16 protein-coding genes are annotated in these 17157 nt (G+C 68.5%); 13 read left to right on the top strand and 3 right to left on the bottom strand.

The genetic code is table 11. The annotated features are described in order from the left end of the window. The first annotated feature begins 66 nt into the window (after window positions 1-66). The 3 genes from T8K17_RS21785 to T8K17_RS21775 are packed head-to-tail and all read left to right on the top strand — an operon-like array spanning window position 67 to window position 3642. A complete protein-coding gene (locus T8K17_RS21785; protein ID WP_322331835.1) occupies window positions 67-1758 on the top strand; it encodes a methyl-accepting chemotaxis protein in 1692 nt (563 codons plus the stop codon). Further along, the gene (locus T8K17_RS21780) at window positions 1721-2584 is read left to right on the top strand and encodes a protein-glutamate O-methyltransferase CheR (RefSeq protein WP_322331834.1); all 864 of its coding nucleotides are present in this window, start codon (window positions 1721-1723) and stop codon (window positions 2582-2584) included. The genes T8K17_RS21785 and T8K17_RS21780 overlap by 38 nt, the downstream gene beginning before the upstream one ends. Further along, on the top strand, window positions 2581-3642 hold the full coding sequence (locus tag T8K17_RS21775; RefSeq protein ID WP_322331833.1) for a CheB methylesterase domain-containing protein: 1062 nt from the start codon (window positions 2581-2583) through the stop codon (window positions 3640-3642). Before T8K17_RS21780 ends, T8K17_RS21775 begins: the two co-directional genes overlap by 4 nt. On the opposite strand, the gene T8K17_RS21770 is transcribed toward T8K17_RS21775, so the two are convergent. Continuing rightward, window positions 3639-4970, bottom strand: coding sequence for a hypothetical protein (locus T8K17_RS21770; RefSeq protein WP_322331832.1), 1332 nt, complete (start codon window positions 4968-4970; stop codon window positions 3639-3641). The two genes, T8K17_RS21775 and T8K17_RS21770, sit on opposite strands and share 4 nt — an antisense overlap. A 16-nt stretch (window positions 4971-4986) precedes the next feature. Then, the gene (locus tag T8K17_RS21765) at window positions 4987-5292 is read right to left on the bottom strand and encodes a cupin domain-containing protein (protein ID WP_322331831.1); all 306 of its coding nucleotides are present in this window, start codon (window positions 5290-5292) and stop codon (window positions 4987-4989) included. Window positions 5293-5474: 182 nt separating this feature from the next. Here T8K17_RS21765 and T8K17_RS21760 point away from each other — a divergent pair, with 182 nt between their 5' ends. The 4 genes from T8K17_RS21760 to T8K17_RS21745 all read left to right on the top strand — a co-directional run bounded on the left by T8K17_RS21760 (window position 5475) and on the right by T8K17_RS21745 (window position 9908). After that, on the top strand, window positions 5475-6866 hold the full coding sequence (locus T8K17_RS21760; protein ID WP_322331830.1) for a class II 3-deoxy-7-phosphoheptulonate synthase: 1392 nt from the start codon (window positions 5475-5477) through the stop codon (window positions 6864-6866). 99 nt (window positions 6867-6965) lie between these two features. Continuing rightward, window positions 6966-8162 (top strand): nicotinate phosphoribosyltransferase, encoded by a 1197-nt coding sequence (locus T8K17_RS21755; RefSeq protein WP_416153146.1) that lies wholly within the window; start codon window positions 6966-6968, stop codon window positions 8160-8162. Next, window positions 8159-8893 (top strand): glutamine amidotransferase-related protein, encoded by a 735-nt coding sequence (locus T8K17_RS21750; RefSeq protein WP_322331829.1) that lies wholly within the window; start codon window positions 8159-8161, stop codon window positions 8891-8893. Before T8K17_RS21755 ends, T8K17_RS21750 begins: the two co-directional genes overlap by 4 nt. Window positions 8894-8957: 64 nt before the next feature. Beyond that, a complete protein-coding gene (locus T8K17_RS21745) occupies window positions 8958-9908 on the top strand; it encodes a glycosyltransferase family 9 protein (protein ID WP_322331828.1) in 951 nt (316 codons plus the stop codon). 194 nt (window positions 9909-10102) lie between these two features. Here the strand turns inward: T8K17_RS21745 and T8K17_RS21740 are convergent, their stop codons facing one another. Beyond that, window positions 10103-11056 carry a glycosyltransferase family 9 protein gene (locus T8K17_RS21740; RefSeq protein ID WP_322331827.1) on the bottom strand — a complete coding sequence of 318 codons (954 nt, stop codon included), beginning with the start codon at window positions 11054-11056 and terminating at the stop codon, window positions 10103-10105. Window positions 11057-11151: 95 nt separating this feature from the next. Between T8K17_RS21740 and T8K17_RS21735 the strand changes: the two genes are divergently transcribed. From T8K17_RS21735 to T8K17_RS21710, 6 genes are all read left to right on the top strand, one after another. After that, a complete protein-coding gene (locus T8K17_RS21735; RefSeq protein ID WP_322331826.1) occupies window positions 11152-11673 on the top strand; it encodes a dihydrofolate reductase family protein in 522 nt (173 codons plus the stop codon). 49 nt (window positions 11674-11722) lie between these two features. Next, window positions 11723-13054, top strand: coding sequence for an aspartate aminotransferase family protein (locus tag T8K17_RS21730; protein ID WP_322331825.1), 1332 nt, complete (start codon window positions 11723-11725; stop codon window positions 13052-13054). A gap of 118 nt (window positions 13055-13172) precedes the next feature. Continuing rightward, window positions 13173-13472: a hypothetical protein gene (locus T8K17_RS21725; protein ID WP_322331824.1), complete on the top strand. Its 300-nt coding sequence runs from the start codon at window positions 13173-13175 to the stop codon at window positions 13470-13472. Between the two features lie 46 nt (window positions 13473-13518). Then, the gene (locus T8K17_RS21720; protein ID WP_322334992.1) at window positions 13519-14268 is read left to right on the top strand and encodes a tetratricopeptide repeat protein; all 750 of its coding nucleotides are present in this window, start codon (window positions 13519-13521) and stop codon (window positions 14266-14268) included. A gap of 133 nt (window positions 14269-14401) precedes the next feature. Continuing rightward, entirely contained in the window at window positions 14402-15832 is a 1431-nt protein-coding gene (locus tag T8K17_RS21715; protein WP_322331823.1) for a UbiA family prenyltransferase, read from the top strand. Beyond that, window positions 15829-17157, top strand: coding sequence for an FAD-binding oxidoreductase (locus T8K17_RS21710; protein ID WP_322331822.1), 1329 nt, complete (start codon window positions 15829-15831; stop codon window positions 17155-17157). The genes T8K17_RS21715 and T8K17_RS21710 overlap by 4 nt, the downstream gene beginning before the upstream one ends.

Here is a 17157-nt window from a genome sequence, read left to right as displayed (position 1 = left end):
TTTTCCTGCCAGCGGTCAGAATAGGGTCTTGGAAGCGGGCCTGGCCGGTCGATCGGGGGAAGACACATGCTGAGCAATATCTCCACAAAGCTGATTGCGCTTGTGGTGTTCATGACTGCGGCGCTTTTCGCGTTTGCCGGTTATACGATCCTGTCTCTCTCGATGGTCGCCAAACAGGTCGACCATATCGCGTCGACCGAAACCCCGATCGCGCAAAGTGCGTCGAAGGTGGTCGAAGCCCAGCTCCAGCAGGAACTCGCCCTGCATGTCGCCATCGCGGTATCCGGGCAGGGACGCGGCGATCTCGGCGAGGAGTATCTCAAGAAGTTCCAGAGCTATTCCCAAACGGTTGACGCCGAACTGTCGCAGATCGAAGCCATTCTCGACGCCGCCATGGCGCAGACCGACGAGCGCGAGGCCCTCTATGCGAGCCTGAAGGAGAACCTGCGGGAGATCCGCCAGCTCCGCGAACAGATCGCCGGCATCGCCAATCGAGTCATCACCCAGTACCGCGCGCTGGTCAGCGCGGCCGGTGCCCGCATTCCCCGGCTGTCCACCCTCGCTCCGAAGATGGAGGAGATCGAAGGCCTCCAGGGACGGCTGATGGCAGCGCTCGACAACATGGTCCACAGGGTCGATCAGATGACCTCGGACTCCGTCGCGATGATTCAGGAGTCGGAGCGGGATGTGATCCAGCATCTGATCATCGCCGCCGTCCTGATTGGCGCCGTGTCGCTGCTGATCGGAATCACCATGGCGCTGCGCATCCGCAGCCGGCTCGCCAATGCGGTGGCGACGGTCGACCGCTTCGCCATGGGCGACATGACGGTCCAGATCAGCAAGACCAACGCCAAGGACGAAATCGGCAGGGTGCTCTCGGCGCTCGGCCATATGCAGGAAAGCCTGATCGGCATCCTCGGCACCATCCGGTCGGTGGGCAACGGCATCACCACCGGCAGCAACGAGCTGCGCCAGACCGCGCGCCAAGTGTCCGACGGCGTCAACGATCAGGCGTCCAGCATCCAGGAAACCTCCGCCGCCATGGAGGAGATGACCGCCGGCATCCGGCAGAACGCCAAGAATTCCGAGGAGACCGAGAAGGTCTCCGAACGGATGGCGGTCGAGGCCGGTCGCTGCGCCGACGCGATGACCCAGACCGCCGCGGCGATGAAGGACATCTCCGCCAAGATCCTCGTGGTCGAGGAGATCACCCGCAAGATCGAGCTGCTGGCCCTGAACGCCTCGGTCGAGGCGGCGCGGGCCGGCGAGCACGGGCGCGGCTTCGCGGTGGTGGCCTCCGAGGTGTCGCGCCTGGCGGAGATCTCCAAGCAGGCGGCCAGCGAGATCCAGGACGCCTCGGCCGACGGCCGCGAGGCGGCGGAGAACACCAACCGCCTGCTGACCGACCTGCTGCCGGAGATCACCCGGGTGAAGGATCTGGTGCAGGGCATCAGCGCCGCCAGCGACGAACAGTCGGTGGGCGCGGACGAGATCAACGTGGCCATCCACCGTCTGAACGCGGTGGTCCAGCAGAACGCCGCCGCCGCCCAGCAGATGGCGGCGACCTCCGCCTCCATCGCCGGGCAGGGCAACGACCTGCAGAAATCCATGGCCCAGTTCAAGCTCGACGCGAATGGCGGCGGCACCGTCGAGGTCGCCCCGACACCGCGCAAGAGGGCCACTGCTCCGGTCGATGTCGAGGACGACGAGCCGGAGACCGATGACGCCATCACCTCCGGTAATTTCGGGAAGTATTGAGGCCGAGGGCGTGGAGCTGGAGAGCTTCCGACGGCTTGCGCATTCCCGGTTCGGCATCGTTCTGCCGGATAACGCGGAAAGTTTCCTGAATTCGCGCCTGCGCACCCTTATGGAGCGGACCGGCCACCGGGATCTGGAGACCCTGCTGCGATCGGCCGAGATGGAGAGCAACGGCGACCTGTTCATCGACATCGTCGAGCAGCTTTCCACCAACCACAGCTACTTCTACCGCGAACCGGCGCATTTCGAGTTCCTCACCACCGTCGCCTTGCCGGAGTTGACCGAGCGGCTGCGGCGGGAGCGGTCCCGGGACCTGCGGATCTGGAGTGCTGCTGCGGCGGCCGGGGAGGAGGCCTATTCCATCGCCATGGCGATGCGAAGCTTCTACGGCGCCCATTACAAGGACCTGGATGCCGGGGTCCTCGCCACCGACATCGCCAAGCGCTCCCTGCAGCGCGGCGCCGAAGGGGTGTACCGGTCGGAGACCTTTCGCCATATCCCCCAGGCTTGGCGCGAGGCCTATCTTCAGCCCGTGGACGACGACAGCTACCGGGTTATCAAAGAGGTCAGAGAGGACGTGATGTTCCGCTGGCTCAATCTGGTCGGGCCGATGACCGCCCTGCGCGGCGGCTTTCATGTCATCTTCTGCCGCAACGTCATGATCTATTTCGATGCGCCGACCCGCGAACGGCTGGTTCAGTCGCTCAACCATCTTCTGGCGCCGGGCGGATATCTGCTGATCGGCCATACCGACGATGCCGAGTTCGCGCGCAAGTATCTCGATCAGCTGCGCCCGGCGATTTTCCGTAAAAGAGTGAAGTCATGAGTGCCCTGCGGGTTGTGGTCGTCGCGGCGGATCCCCTGCTGCGCAAGGCGGTATCCGAGACGCTCACCGCGTTGCACAGCCTGGGCGAGGTGGCCGCCGTCACCCCGATCCGGGCGACGCCCGACCGGATGGCGGGTGCCGACGCGGTGCTGATCGCCGGGGCCGACGGCGACGCCAAAATCCTGAAGCCGGCGGTCGATGCTGCGATCGCCGCCGGCCGGCCGGTGGTGTTCGTGACCGTGGGCGACAACGGGTCGCCGGCCCTGCTGGCGCTCGGTGCCGCGGGGGCTCTCTCCGTCAAGGTCGCGGACCTGGACATCCGGGCACAGCTTGCCTCGGCCGCGCCTCGGATCGCCGACATGCTGCACCGGGCCGAGGCGGTGCAGGGGCCGAAGGGTGCCGAGGCGCCCAAGCCGATCGCCGCCGCGCAGACGGTTCGGCCGCCCGCCGCGCCTCGACCCGTGGCGCCGGGCGCACCCTATCTCGGCGTGGTGATCTGCATCGGCGCCTCGACCGGCGGGACCGACGCCCTGCTGGCGGTACTGTCCAAGACCCCGCGCAGCAGCCCGCCCATCGTCGTCGTCCAGCACATGCCGGAAGCCTATGTCGGCGATTTCGCGGCGCGGCTCGACAGGTCTTCGCCGATGGATGTGTCCCTGGCGCAGGACGATCTGCCGCTGCGTGCCGGCCTGGCGGTGGTGGCACCCGGCGGCCGGCAGCTTCGCCTGCATAAGGACAGCCGGGGCATCTGGACGCGGTCCGGCGAGGCCAGCCGTTTCGGCGGCCACTGTCCGGCGGTAGATGTGCTGATGCTGTCCGCCGCCGAGCAGCTCGGCAAGCGGGCCATCGGCGTGGTGCTGACCGGCATGGGTCGGGACGGGGCCGACGGGCTGCTGGCGATGCGCGAGGCGGGAGCCCGCACGGTGGCGCAGGACGAGGCGACCTCGGTGGTGTACGGCATGCCGCGGGCCGCCTTCGAGAACGGCGGCGCCGACACCGTCCTGCCCCTGGGCAAGGTGGCCGAGTTCGTTTCCGGGCTGGTGATGTCCCTACGTTAGCTGTCCGACTTCACCGTCCGGTCGGGCCAGTGCCGCAGCGCCGTTGCCACCCTCGCGACCACCGGCGCCCAGTCCCCGTCGCGCTGCTGCCGGAAGAGGCGTGTCCGCGGATACCAGAGCGAGTCCTCCCGCCCCAGGCCCCAGCGCCAGTCCGGATCGACCGGCAGCATCACATGGCAGGGCAGGCCCAGGGCACCGGCGAAATGCACGGTGTTGTTGGGCGGCGAGACCACCACGTCCATTGCCGCGACCAGGGCGGTCAACCCGTCGAGATCGTCGAACGGCTCGATGCCGTGATCGACCTCCAGGCGGTCGCCGAAGGCCGCCAGGTCGCCGCGGGACGCCCGGTACTGCAGCGAGATCAGGGCCACGTCCGGCAGGTCGGACAGCGCGTGCCAGAGCGTCGGCGCCACCGTGCGCCGCCACCCGTCTTCCGCCTGGCTGGTCCAGGTGATCCCGATCAGACGCTTGTCCGGATGGCGCCGTTGCAGGCGGTCGCGCAGCGTTCGGCGCTTGTGTCCGTCCGCCGTGAGATACGGCGCCGGCCGGACCGGGCCATCGTTCGATAGACCCAGGACGGCGGGAAGGTCGCCGGCGCAGATCCACGCCTCGGCGGGGGGCAGCGGGCCCAGGCTCCGGTCGGTATCCGGCGCGATCACCTGGATGTCCGGAAAGCTGCGCTGGATCGGCGCCGTCAGGCGTGCGGTCACCAGGAGCGTCACCGCGCCGACTCGCGGCCTGACCGCGGCGAGCAGGGTCAGGAACATGATCGTGTCGCCGATCCCCTGCTCGGTGATCAGCCGCAGCCGGCCGGCGATCGGGCGGCCGTCCCATTCGGGCAGTTCCGGCCAGATCGTCGCCGGGTCGGCCCCGAGCATCCGGTGGCGGGCGCGATAGAGCGGCCAGCCCCTGACGAAATCGCCGTGGCGGAGGTGGAGCAGGGCGGCGTTCATGTCGGCCATATGCGCCGGCGCTCCGGCCGCGCGGGCCCAGCCGCAGAGCCGCAGGGCGAGCGCGTCCTCGCCGTGGCGCTTCTTCGCGTTGCCGAAGTTGATCAAGGCAGGGCCGTCGCCTGGGGCCAGGAGCAGACCCCGAAGCCCGGCCGTCTCGGCCTCCCGGGTCCGGCCCAGCGTCCACAGCGCCAGCGCCTCCCGGTGGCGGGGCGGCGGCGCGAGCGGATCGGCGACCCGCGCGCGCCGGGCCCATTTGAGCCCCTCCAGCGGCGCCTCGGCCATCCGGCGTCCGGCCCAGGCATGAAGGACCCTGGGATCGTTGGCGCGGGTGACGGCGAGGCGCCGGATCTGGTCCGGAGGGAGCCCGTCGTTCATCGGACCGTCGCGGACATCAGGCGGACGCGGCTTCCTTCAGCTCGACTTCCATGAAGACGACCTTTCCGGGACCGTCGTTGATGACGTTGTGCTCGACGCCCGCGGGGCGGATATAGGGCTTGCCGACGACCATCTCGGCCTCGACGTCGCCGTCGGGCGTGGCGATGCGCAGCGGACCGCCGCTGGTCGGAACGATCACATAAGCCATCTCGTGCTTGTGCCAGCCGGTCGCGGAACCGGGCTCCAGGGTCCACTCGGTCACCCGGACCTTCTCGTCGTCGATATGCATGGCGGAACTGGCGGGCGGGTAGGTGTCGGTCATGAATGCCTCACAGGGTTGGATTGGGAGCACGATGCCCCCTCCCAGGGCACCGCGCAACGCGACGAGATGTGCCTGAGGGCGGATTTCCGCGCGAATCGGCTTCCAGTGCACGCATCGCGCTGTTAGAAACCGGCAAAACAAACGTAGGCTTTCGAGAACCCAATCCCCCGAGGGAGGGCGCGATGACGACCGAGTGGACCCCGACGACCTGGCGCGACCGGCCGATCCGGCAGGTGCCCGAGTATCCCGACCGGGAGAAGCTGGACGGCGTGCTGTCGACCCTGCGCACCTTTCCGCCGCTGGTCTTCGCCGGCGAGACCCAGCGGCTGCGCGCCGCGCTGGGCGAGGTCGCGGCGGGCAACGCCTTCCTGTTGCAGGGCGGCGACTGCGCCGAGAGCTTTGCCGAATTCTCCGCCGACAACATCCGCGACACCGTGAAGGTGCTGCTGCAGATGGCGGTGGTGCTGACCTTCGGCGCCGCCCTGCCGGTGGTGAAGATCGGCCGTCTGGCCGGTCAGTTCGCCAAGCCGCGGTCGGCCCCGACCGAGGTGATCGACGGTGTCGAGCTGCCGAGCTATCGCGGCGACATCATCAACGGCATGGAGTTCGACGAGGCCTCTCGGATCCCCGATCCGGAGCGGCTGCTGCGCGTCTACAACCAGTCGGCGGCGACCCTGAACCTGGTGCGCGCCTTCGCCACCGGCGGTCTCGCCAATCTGGAGGAGGTCCATCGCTGGACGCTCAGCTTCGTGGAGAAGAGTCCCGAAGGCGAGAAGTTCGAGCAGATCGCCGGCCGGATCGAGGAATGCCTGGCGTTCATGCGCGCCTGCGGCGTGACGCCGGAGAGCGTGGCCCAGCTCCGCGAGACCGACGTCTACACCAGCCATGAGGCGCTGCTGCTCGACTACGAGGAGACGCTGACCCGGCGCGACACGATCACCGACGACCGGGGCTGGTACAACACCGCCGCCCATATGGTCTGGATCGGCGACCGCACCCGGAACCTGGACGGCGCCCACGTCGAGTACTTCAAGGGCATCCACAATCCGATCGGCCTGAAATGCGGTCCGAGCCTGGATCCGGACGAGCTGATCCGGCTGATCGACGCGCTGAACCCGGACAACGACCCGGGCCGCCTGACGCTGATCGCGCGCTTCGGCTCCGACAAGGTGCGCGACGGCTTGCCGCCGCTGGTCCGCGCGGTGGAGCGCGAGGGCCGGCACGTGGTGTGGTCCTGCGACCCGATGCACGGCAACACCGTGAAGTCGTCCACCGGCTACAAAACCCGGCCGTTCGACCGGATCCTGTCCGAGGTGCGCTCGTTCTTCGAGGTGCACGAGGAGGAGGGGACCTATGCCGGCGGCGTGCATTTCGAGATGACCGGCCGCGACGTCACCGAGTGCATCGGTGGCGCCACCGGTGTGACCGAGGCCGCCCTGTCGGACCGCTATCACACCCATTGCGATCCGCGTCTGAACGCCGCCCAGTCGCTGGAGCTGGCCTTCCTGGTCGGCGAGATGCTGGTCCGCCGCCGCGGCGGCATCGGCGCCCAGGCCTTCAAGGCAGCGAGCTGACCGATATCGGGAGAGGAGGGGTGCCGTTCCGCATCCCCCCTTTTCCCTGTGCCGCTTCAAGCGCTACTCTCCAAGGCCTTGAGATTGGCGGAACGTTCCATGAGCGCGATCGAGCGGGATGACGAAGACCGGATGGCTCCGGCCGGCAACGGCTGGCCGACCACCCTTCGCCACCCAACCCCGGATACCCTGTCGGGGTATGTCGACAAGTACTTCACCCGCACCAAGGACTGCGTCGCCGCCTTCGGCGACAAGCGGGTGACCTATGCGGTCTTCATGCGCCGCCCCGTGACCTGCGCCACCCGGCTTGCCGTCGACTGGCTGAAATGGGTGATGGCCGAGCGCGGGGCGGAGGTGGACATCCAGGTCCTGCACAAGGAAGGGGCCTGGGTCGGCGCCGGCGAGCCGATGCTCTACATCACCGGCTCCTTCTATCACCTGGTCGATCTGGAGACCCAGTATCTGCAGAAGCTGGGTGCGGCCTGCGTGGCGGCCTACAACGCTTACACCATGTGCGTGGAGCTGCCGAAGACAGCGTTCCTGGCCATGGACGCCCGGCACTGCGCGGGCACCGAGATGGCCGAGATCATGGCCTATGGCGCCAGCGTCGGATCGGCCAAGGCGAAGAACAAGGTCGGCGCGGTCGGCTTCATCGGCAACGCGACCGATGCCACCGCCCATTACTTCGCTCAGAACCGCGGCTTCGGAACCATGCCGCACGCCCTGATCGGCTATGCCGGTTCCACCGTGCGCGCCGCCGAGATGTTCCACGAGACCCACCCGGCCGAGAACCTGACCGTGCTGGTCGACTATTTCGGCCAGGAGATCACCGACGCGCTTGCCGTCGCCCGCCGCTTCCCGGAGTTGGCGGCCGAGGGCAAGCTCGCGGTTCGGCTCGACACCCATGGCGGCCGCTATATCGAGGGTCTGGATACCGCCGAGGCTTATGCCGTGCTCGACCGCAAGGCGCCAGAGGCGATCCGAGGCTACCGCACCGAGGCCGAGCTGCGCTCGCTGATCGGTACCGGCGTGTCGGCCGCGGCGATCTGGTCCATGCGCGAGCGCCTGGACGCGGCCGGCTTCCCCAAGGTGCGGATCGTCGCCTCCTCCGGTTTCGGTCCGGAGAAGTGCCGGGTAATGGCCCTGGCCAAGGCGCCGGTGGACGTAATCGGTACCGGGTCCTATCTCCCTGACAAGTGGAGCGAGACCTACGCCACGGCCGACATCATCGATTACGATGGCGAACCGCGGGTGAAGGTCGGACGCGAGTTTCTGCTGCGCAAAGGAGAGTCATGACTTCGGACCGGTTTCTCATCGTCGTTCACCAGAAGACCTCCACCCCGGGCCGTGTCGGCCAGCTTCTGGAGGAGAGGGGCTACCGGCTCGACCGGCGCTGCCCCTGCATCGGCGACGACCTGCCGGACAATCTCAAGGACTATGCCGGCGTCGCCGTCTTCGGCGGGCCGATGAGCGCCAACGACTGCCAGCGCCTGGACGGCATCCGCTATGAGATCGACTTCACCAAGCGGGTCCTGGACGCGGACGTGCCGTATCTCGGCCTCTGTCTCGGGGCGCAGATCCTGGCCCGCGCCCTGGGCAGTACCGTCTCGCCGCATCCGGAACAGCATGCCGAGATCGGGTACACCAAGGTGATCCCGACCGAGGCCGCCGAGCGCGAGGGCCTGTTCGAGCACTCGACCCATTTCTACCAGTGGCACCGGGAAGGCTTCGAGATTCCGACCGGCGCCGAACTCCTGGCGACGGGCACGAACTCCTTCCCGAACCAGGCCTTCCGCTATGGCGACAAGGCCTATGGGCTGCAGTTCCATCCCGAGATCACCATCGACATGATCCACCGCTGGAACATGGGCGGCGGCCACCGTCTGGAGGTGCCCGGCGGCCAGCCGAAGCGCGCCCAGGTCAAGGGCTGGGAGCTGTTCCACGACGGGGTGCGCAAATGGACCCTGTCTCTGTTCGACCGGCTCGGCCTGCACCCCGTCCGCGCGATGCAGTCGGCGGCCGAGTAACCCCAGCACCTCGGATCGGGCGGAATAGGCTCGCGCGATCTATCCGCGCGCGCTATCGGGGGACATGCGCACGCTCTTCATCACATCGAACCGTCTCGGCGATGCCATTCTGTCGACGGCCGTCCTTGCCCGTCTGTTCGACGAGCATCCCCAGGCCCGGGTGACGGTGGCCTGCGGACCGGTGGCGGCGGCCTTGTTCGAAGGCGTGCCCCAGGTCGAGCGGGTGATTTCCTGGCGCAAGGAGAAGGGCGGTCGCCACTGGTGGACGCTCTGGCGGCAAGTGGCCGGCACATGGTGGGACCGGGTGATCGACATGCGCGGCTCGGCCCTAGCCTGGACTCTGCTGGCGCGACGGAGGGCAATCTACCGCACCCAGCGCGGCGACGCACACCGGCTGACGCAGATGGCCGAGGCCCTGGGGCTGGCGACACCGCTGATGCCGCGGCTCTGGCTGACCGAGGCGGACCGGACGGCGGCTTCGCAAATCCTTGGGACTGACGAACGCCCGCTGCTGGCGGTCGCCCCGACCGCGAACTGGCCGCCCAAGGCCTGGCCCGCTGACAGCTTCGCCGAACTGATCGGCCGGCTGACCGGTGAGGGCGGGCCGCTGGAGGGCGCCCGAGTGCTCGTGGCCGGTGGCCCCGGCGAGCGGGACCTAGCAGCGCCTGTGCTGGCGTCGGTGCCCGCCGACCGTCTGCTGGATCTGGTCGATCGCGCACCGCTCATGACTCTGGCGGCGTGCTTCGCGTGCTGCCGGCTGGTGGTGGCGAACGACAGCGGGTTGATGCATCTGTCCGCTGCGGCGGGTGCGCCGACCCTGGGCCTGTTCGGCCCCAGCAAGGATGCGCATTACGCGCCGGCTGGACCGGTCACGGCCTGGGTGCGCGCGCCGGAGAGTGCCGAGGCCCTGCTGGCGCGGTCGGCCGAGGTGGGGCGAACTCCCGGCGCGTTGATGACGGGGCTGTCGGTCGAGGCCGTGGAGGCGGCGGCGCGGGATCTGTTGGACACGTCCTAACCTCCCAACACTCCCCGGCCTCGTGCCGGGGCCCACGCCGAAACGCCCTCAGTCGGTTGACGGTGCCGATGGAAGCGTGGATCCCGGAACAAGTCCGGGAAGTGGGTGCGAGAGAATTTGATTGAACCTGCCCCCAGCGTCTTCCCGGGCCTGACCCGGGATCCGGAGCGCGATCGCTGGAGCGATGGGCGCGCCTACCCCAGCGCCCGGCTGAGGGCGTTCATCGTCGCTTCCACTTCGATCTCGGCCATGCGGTCGACCCGGTATTCCGCACCGCCCGCCGGCTGCAGCGCGTCCAGGTTCGGATACAGCGCCAGCGGCGGGGAGCCGCCGAACAGGCCGATGGTGGGCGCGCCCGTCGCCGCGGCCAGGTTCAGCATCCCGCTGTCATTGCCGAGAAATGCGTCCGCCGTCGCCGCCAGGGCCGCCGCCTGGCCGATCGGGCGGTTGATCGCCAGCACCACCTCGCCCCGGGCGTTCTGAAGGATGCGCTCGGCACTCTCCTTCTCCGCCTCACCGCCGACCAGGATCACGCTGCCGCCGGTGCGGTCGGTGAAGGCGCGGGCAAGTGCCGAGAAATTCCCCTCGGGCCAGAGCTTGAACGGCTCCGACGCGCCGATCCCCAGCACCAGCCAGGGACGGGGCAACTCGCCGTAGAGCCGCTGGATCTCCGCCTTCGCGGCGGCCGGCGGGTCGAGCCGCGGGGTCGGGTCGACGGTCAGCCCGCGCTGCCGCAGCAGGGCGGTCGCCTTGTCCGCCTGGTGCAGGTCACGGCCCTCGTTCGGCAGCTCGCGGTAGCTGATCCGGTTCGGGATATTGGCCATGCGGGTCGCCGTCAGGTAACGCCAGGAGCGGTGCAGGATCCACACCGTGTCCGCTTCGAACGCCTTCAGGTCGGTGCCCAGCCGCATCGCGCCGAGCGGGCCGTCGTGGCGGCCGGCCTTCTCCTTGCCCTGGGCGCGGTCGAGCCAGCCGATCTGCGAGATCCACGGCGCTCCCTCCAGCATCTGGTCGGCGGCCGAGCGCCGCTTGGTCACCAGCGCGATCTTGCCGTCCGGCGCGCTGTCGGCGATCGCCTTCAGATGCGGCAGGTGCCACACCATGTCGCCGATACCCGGCAGGGGCTGGATGACCAGCGTCTTCCCCACGACTCTCTCCCCTCGCGTCCTTGCGCTCCGTCGGCACAAATGCCTACACCACTGCGCCCGCGCCGTCAGTGCGCCAATGAGCGAAGGATTGTCAAATGGCCGAGGCCACATTCCGTCTCTACATGGCCACCAGCCTCGACGGCTATGTCGCCGACGCGGAGGGTGGGATCGACTGGCTGAACGATTACGAGACCGGCGTCGACTACGGTACCGAGGCGTTCATGGCCGAGGTCGATACCCTGATCATGGGCCGCGCCACCTTCGACCAGGTCATGGGCTTCGGGGGCTGGCCCTATGCCGGCAAGCGGGTTTTTGTCCTCACCTCGCGGCCGATACCCGACGCGCCGCAGGGCGTGGAGGGGACGTCCGATCTGGCGGGGCTGATCGCCGAACTGCGCGAGGACGGCGCCCAGGTGTGGATCGTCGGCGGACCGGCCGCGGTGGAAGGCTGCCGGGCCATGGGCGCGATGGACACGGTGGAGCTGTTCGTCATGCCGGTTCTGCTCGGCGCCGGCATTCCGCTCTTCGCCGGCGAGGCGGATGCCCTCGGCCTGCATCTGGTCTCGGTTGATGCCTACGAGACCGGCGCTGTCGCCCTGAAGTACGAGGTGGAGTGAACGCCCAATCGCTCCTAGTATCGCCCGACCAGCTTCAATGGAGTATGCCATGTCCCTCGCGGCCAATGAGTCGACCAAACCGAACGACCTTGAGTCGTTCTGGATGCCGTTCACGTCCAACCGCGACTTCAAGCAGAACCCGCGGCTGTTCGTCGAGGCCGAGGGCATGCACTACATCACCGCCGACGGCCGCCGGGTGCTGGACGGCACCTCGGGCCTGTGGTGCTCGAATGCCGGCCACCGGCGCAAGCCGATCGTCGACGCCATCAAGAAGCAGGCCGAGGTGCTCGACTTCGCGCCGGCCTTCCAGATGGGCCACCCGCTCTCCTTCGAGTTCGCCTCGCGGCTGACCCAGATGATCGAGGGCTTCGACCACGTCTTCTTCACCAACTCGGGTTCGGAGTCGGTCGACACCGCCCTGAAGATCGCGCTCGCCTATCAGCGCGCCCGGGGGCAGGGAACGCGGACCCGGCTGATCGGCCGGGAGCGCGGCTATCACGGGGTCGGCTTCGGCGGCATCTCGGTCGGCGGCATCGTCGGCAACCGCAAGCAGTTCGGCACCCTGCTCAACGGCGTCGACCACATGCGTCATACCCACGACATGGAACATAACGCCTATACCCGGGGCGAGCCGGAATGGGGCGCGCATCTGGCTGACGACCTGGAGCGGATCGTCGCCCTGCACGACGCCTCGACCATCGCCGCCGTCATTGTCGAGCCGGTCGCCGGCTCCACCGGTGTGCTGATCCCGCCGAAGGGCTACCTCCAGCGCCTGCGCGACATCTGCGACAAGCACGGCATCCTGCTGATCTTCGACGAGGTCATCACCGGCTTCGGCCGTCTCGGCTCCGCCTTCGGCAGCGACTATTTTGGCGTGAAGCCGGACATCTTCACCACGGCCAAGGGCATCACCAACGCCACCGTGCCGATGGGCGCCGTGTTCTGCCGCGACGGCATCTACGACGCGTTCATGGACGCGCCGGAGGGCGCCATCGAGCTGTTCCACGGCTACACCTATTCCGGCCACCCGCTGGCCTGCGCCGCCGGTCTCGCCACCATCGACCTGTACCGCGACGAGGGCCTGTTCGAGCGGGCGGCGGAGCTGGCGCCGTACTGGGAGGACGCCATGCACTCCCTGAAGGGCACCAACCACGTCATCGACATCCGCAACCTGGGCATGGTCGGCGCGGTCGAGCTGGAGGGCATTCCCGGCAAGCCGACGGCCCGGGCGATGGACGCGTTCAAGCAGTGCTACGAGAAGGGCCTGCTGATCCGCACCACCGGCGATATCATCGCGCTCTCGCCGCCGCTGATCGTCGAGAAGGACCAGATCGACTTCATCGCCGACACGATCGGCGGCGTGCTGCGCACCCTGCATTAACCATCGCGAAGAGTGTCCCGACGGTGTTTCGCTACACTCTTCAATAACTTGGCGGTTTACTCTACACTCCTCGACTGACAGCGGGGGGCCGCTGATGTTTGGACGGGGGTGAAGGGCGATGGGAACACTGGGACAGGGTCCGATACGGGCCGTTCTGGTGGTCGCTTGCGTCGGGCTGCTGGCCGGCTGCGCGGAGGTGGGGGCCTCCATGCAATCGGCGGTGGACGGCGTGAAGACCGCCTTCGAGCCGCCGAAGACCGAACCGGTGCCCGAGGTCGAGCCCCGTTACTGCTACCGCACGCTCGGCAAGGTGAACTGCTACCCGCAGCCCTTGCCAGCGAGCGAGGCGAACCGACTTGTCGGCTATCAGGGGCCGGCGCCGCGGGCCCATAGCGGAACAGGACCTCTCAGCCCGTGACGCCTCACATATGCTCGGCGCCGTCGGGGCGAGACCGCCAGTGACCATGCGCCTTCCCGGACTGCTCGTTCTGGCCAGCCTCTGCGTCCTCCCCCTGACAGCGCAGACGGTTCTGGCTCCCGCCGCCATGGCCCAGGGCAGCGTTCAGTCGGCCGATGCCGAGGTGCCGGTGCCCCGCACCTATGGCGAGGCGATGAACTGGTATCGCGAGGCGGCGGATGCCGGCGATCCCAAGGCGATGTTCTATCTGGGGCTGACCCTGGAGCAGGGATTGCGCGCCGGCGGGGATCCCAAGGACGCGATCGCGTGGTACCGCAAGTCCGCCGACAAGGGCTTCGCCCTCGCCCAGTTCAAACTTGGCCAGCTCTACCAGTTCGGGCAGATCGTGAAGCAGGATTCCGCGGCGGCGCGGGAGTGGTACGGCAAGGCGGCCGACCAGGGGCTCGCCGACGCGCAGTACAATCTTGCGGTCATGCTGGAGACCGGCGAAGGCGGCGCGGTCGACGCCGAGCGCGCGCTGGCGCTGTACCATGGTGCCGCCGACGGCGGGATTCCGGAGGCTTTCCTGAACCTCGCGGGCATCCTGGCGCAGGGGGAATTGGTCGATCAGGATCTGGTCGAGGCGCTGAAATGGCTGATCCTCGCGGACCGGGCGGGGCTCGAGCAGGGAGAGTCCATGTCGGCGGCGGTTCGCCAGCTGCTGAACGCGCCGGAAATCGCCGACGCGGAGACCCGCGCCGACCGCTGGCTGATCGCTCACGGAGAGCGCAACCGGACCCCCGGCGGACCGCAGTGAGGTCCGGCGCCGGCGGCAACGGGGCGGCCGGCTCTGCTGCGCCCATTTTGTTTCAATTTGATCCGCGCGTGCTCTAGAACGTCCGCGTAGCCAGTACCGATATTTGGGGGCGGACCGGGAGTCTCGGACCGCGATGGGGATGAAGCCGCCGATCTGCGTCGATCTCGATGGCACTCTGCTGCGCACCGACCTGCTGTACGAGTCGTTTCTCGTCGCCCTGCGGCGGCGTCCCTGGATCCTTTTCCTGCTGCCGTTTTGGCTGGCCGCCGGACGCTCGGTGCTGAAGCGCCGTCTGGCGCTGATCGCCACCGAAGCGCTGGATGTGGACTCCCTGCCGGCGACCGCGGATTTGGTCGACTACCTGCGGGCCGAGAAGGCGGGCGGTCGGCGGATCGAACTCGTCTCCGCCTCCGACCAGTTGCTGGTCGCCAAGGTCGCCGGGCGATTCGGCGACCTGTTCGATCATGTCGAGGGTAGCAACGGCACGACCAACCTCAAGGGAACGGCCAAGGCGCAGGTGCTCGCCGCCCGCCATCCCGGCGGCTTCGTGTATGCCGGCGACAGCGCCATCGATTCCGACGTCTGGAAGGTGGCCGCCGGCGCGATCCCGGTGAATGCCGCGCTGAAGCGCCGTGCGGCCATCGATCGTGAGGCGTCCGTGGAAGCCGCGTTCGGCGAGCCGCTGAACGAGCTCAAGGCGCTGCGCTCGTCCCTGCGCCTGCATCAATGGGCCAAGAACGGCCTGATCTTCCTGCCGCTGCTCCTGACCAGCACCCTCGCGCAGCCGGCGGTGGCTCTCGCCGCCCTGGCGACCTTTCTCGGCTTCTCCCTGGTCGCAAGCGGGACCTATCTGCTGAACGATCTGTTCGATCTCGCTGCTGACCGCCGGCATCCGACCAAGCGCTTGCGGGCACTGGCGTCGGGGCGTCTGCCGGTCGCCATCGGCATCGTGGCAGCACCCCTGCTCGTGGTTGCCGGACTGATCCTGGGCGCCCTGGCGGGGATAGGGGCCTTCTGGTGCCTCGCTGCCTATCTCTGCCTGACCCTGGCCTATTCCTTCGGCGTGAAGGCGATGGCGGTGGTCGATGTGGTGGTGCTCGGTGCGCTCTTCACCCTGCGCCTGTATGCCGGACACACGCTGATCGACAACGGGACGCCGGCCTGGCTGCTGGCCTTCTCGATGTTCCTGTTCACCAGCCTTGCCCTGGTGAAGCGGCTGGTGGAGGTGCGCGGGCTGGAGGCGAGGGGGCTCGACGCTATCCCGGGCCGCGGCTATCGCGCCGGGGACAGCGGCTTCATCGAGACCTTCGGCATGACCACCAGCATCGCGTCGGTTCTGATCTTCATGATCTATCTGGCGGTAGAGCCGGTCCATGTGGTCCGGCTCACTGACCCGGAATGGCTCTGGGTGGTGCCGGTGGCCATCGGCTTCTGGCTGCCGCGCGTGTGGCTGCTCGCCCGCCGCGGCGAGGTCCACGACGACCCGGTGGTCTTCGCCCTGAAGGATCCGCCGAGCCTCCTCCTCGGGGTGATCGCGCTGCTGGCGATCCTGGTGGCGGCATGACCGCGCGCGAGGACACCAAGGTCCTGGCCTGGGGCCGGGTCCATCGCGGCCGCCATATCGTCGCGGAACCGGCGATAAAGTCCGCGGTCGGTGAGGCCGTGCGCGAGACGGCCGCGGCGGGCGGATCGACCCTGGCCCATGGTCTGGGCCGATCCTACGGCGACAGCGGCCTCAATCTCGGGGGTGGGCTAGTCCGCACGATCGGGCTCGACCGGCTGATCGTCTTCGATCGGGAGACCGGGATCCTTCGGGCGGATGCCGGCGTGTCCCTGGACGCGGTTCTGCGGGCGGTGGTGCCGGCCGGCTGGTTCGTGCCGGTCACGCCGGGAACCAAGTTCGTCACCCTCGGCGGGGCGGTGGCAAACGACGTCCATGGCAAGAACCATCACCTGGCCGGAAGCTTCGGACGGCACGTCACCCGCTTCGGGCTCTGGCGCAGCGACCGGGGCGCGCTGGAATGCTCGGCGCAGGAGAATGCGGATCTGTTCGCCCTGACCATCGGCGGACTCGGTCTAACCGGCGTGATCACCTGGGTCGAACTCCGGCTGGAGCGGATCGCGTCGGCGATGCTCGATGTCGAGAACCTGCCGTTCGACGACCTCGACGCCTTCTTTTCCCTGTCGCAGCGCTCGGAAAGCTGGCCGTTCACCGTCGCCTGGGTCGATACCCTGGCGCGCGGGGCGCAGTTGGGGCGCGGAATCTTCTCCCGCGCCCGCTGGGCCCAGACCGGTGGGCTGGACCCGCATCGGCAGGGCGGCCCGCGGATGCCCGTCACCCCGCCGGGCGGCCTGCTCAACAGCGTGACCGTCGGTGCCTTCAACCGGCTGTACCGGGCCCGGCCGGGCGCGCGATTCCACGGCCGCCAGCACTACGATCCGTTCTTCTACCCGCTGGATCGGCTGCGCGATTGGAACCGCATGTACGGGCCGCGCGGCTTCTACCAGTGGCAATGCGCGGTCCCGGTGGCGACCATGCGCGAGGCGACGCGGACCCTGCTCGACACCGTCGCGGCCAGCGGCGACGCGTCGTTCCTGGCGGTTCTCAAGACTTTCGGTGATGTACCGTCTCCCGGCGTGCTGTCCTTCCCGACGCCTGGCGCGACCCTGGCGCTCGACTTCGCCAACCGCGGTGCCGAGACCCTGTCGCTGCTCGCCCGGCTCGACCGGGTTGTGGCAGAGGCGGGCGGGCGTCTATACCCGGCCAAGGACGGGCGCCTGCCGCAGGCCATGTTCCGCGCGGGCTACCCGCGGTGGACGGAACTGGAAGCGGCGCGCGACCCCGTCCTGATGTCGAGTTTCTGGCGCCGTATGACCGAGGAGGCCTGA

The sequence above is a fragment of the Thalassobaculum sp. OXR-137 genome (assembly GCF_034377285.1).
Classification (GTDB): Bacteria; Pseudomonadota; Alphaproteobacteria; order Thalassobaculales; family Thalassobaculaceae; genus Thalassobaculum.
Note: the sequence above shows the minus strand (reverse complement) of the source record. Positions and strands in the feature narration are given on the sequence as shown.

What these genes read in the sequence shown, in the direction of transcription:
- T8K17_RS21775 (WP_322331833.1), top strand. Translation starts at nt 2,581, where the DNA reads ATGAGTGCCCTGCGGGTTGTGGTCGTCGCGGCGGATCCCCTGCTGCGC.
- T8K17_RS21735 (WP_322331826.1), top strand. Translation starts at nt 11,152, where the DNA reads ATGGCCGAGGCCACATTCCGTCTCTACATGGCCACCAGCCTCGACGGC.
- T8K17_RS21765 (WP_322331831.1), bottom strand. Translation starts at nt 5,292, where the DNA reads ATGACCGACACCTACCCGCCCGCCAGTTCCGCCATGCATATCGACGAC.
- T8K17_RS21745 (WP_322331828.1), top strand. Translation starts at nt 8,958, where the DNA reads ATGCGCACGCTCTTCATCACATCGAACCGTCTCGGCGATGCCATTCTG.
- T8K17_RS21725 (WP_322331824.1), top strand. Translation starts at nt 13,173, where the DNA reads ATGGGAACACTGGGACAGGGTCCGATACGGGCCGTTCTGGTGGTCGCT.
- T8K17_RS21770 (WP_322331832.1), bottom strand. Translation starts at nt 4,970, where the DNA reads ATGAACGACGGGCTCCCTCCGGACCAGATCCGGCGCCTCGCCGTCACC.
- T8K17_RS21730 (WP_322331825.1), top strand. Translation starts at nt 11,723, where the DNA reads ATGTCCCTCGCGGCCAATGAGTCGACCAAACCGAACGACCTTGAGTCG.
- T8K17_RS21720 (WP_322334992.1), top strand. Translation starts at nt 13,519, where the DNA reads ATGCGCCTTCCCGGACTGCTCGTTCTGGCCAGCCTCTGCGTCCTCCCC.
- T8K17_RS21760 (WP_322331830.1), top strand. Translation starts at nt 5,475, where the DNA reads ATGACGACCGAGTGGACCCCGACGACCTGGCGCGACCGGCCGATCCGG.
- T8K17_RS21780 (WP_322331834.1), top strand. Translation starts at nt 1,721, where the DNA reads ATGACGCCATCACCTCCGGTAATTTCGGGAAGTATTGAGGCCGAGGGC.
- T8K17_RS21715 (WP_322331823.1), top strand. Translation starts at nt 14,402, where the DNA reads ATGGGGATGAAGCCGCCGATCTGCGTCGATCTCGATGGCACTCTGCTG.
- T8K17_RS21785 (WP_322331835.1), top strand. Translation starts at nt 67, where the DNA reads ATGCTGAGCAATATCTCCACAAAGCTGATTGCGCTTGTGGTGTTCATG.
- T8K17_RS21710 (WP_322331822.1), top strand. Translation starts at nt 15,829, where the DNA reads ATGACCGCGCGCGAGGACACCAAGGTCCTGGCCTGGGGCCGGGTCCAT.
- T8K17_RS21750 (WP_322331829.1), top strand. Translation starts at nt 8,159, where the DNA reads ATGACTTCGGACCGGTTTCTCATCGTCGTTCACCAGAAGACCTCCACC.
- T8K17_RS21755 (WP_416153146.1), top strand. Translation starts at nt 6,966, where the DNA reads ATGAGCGCGATCGAGCGGGATGACGAAGACCGGATGGCTCCGGCCGGC.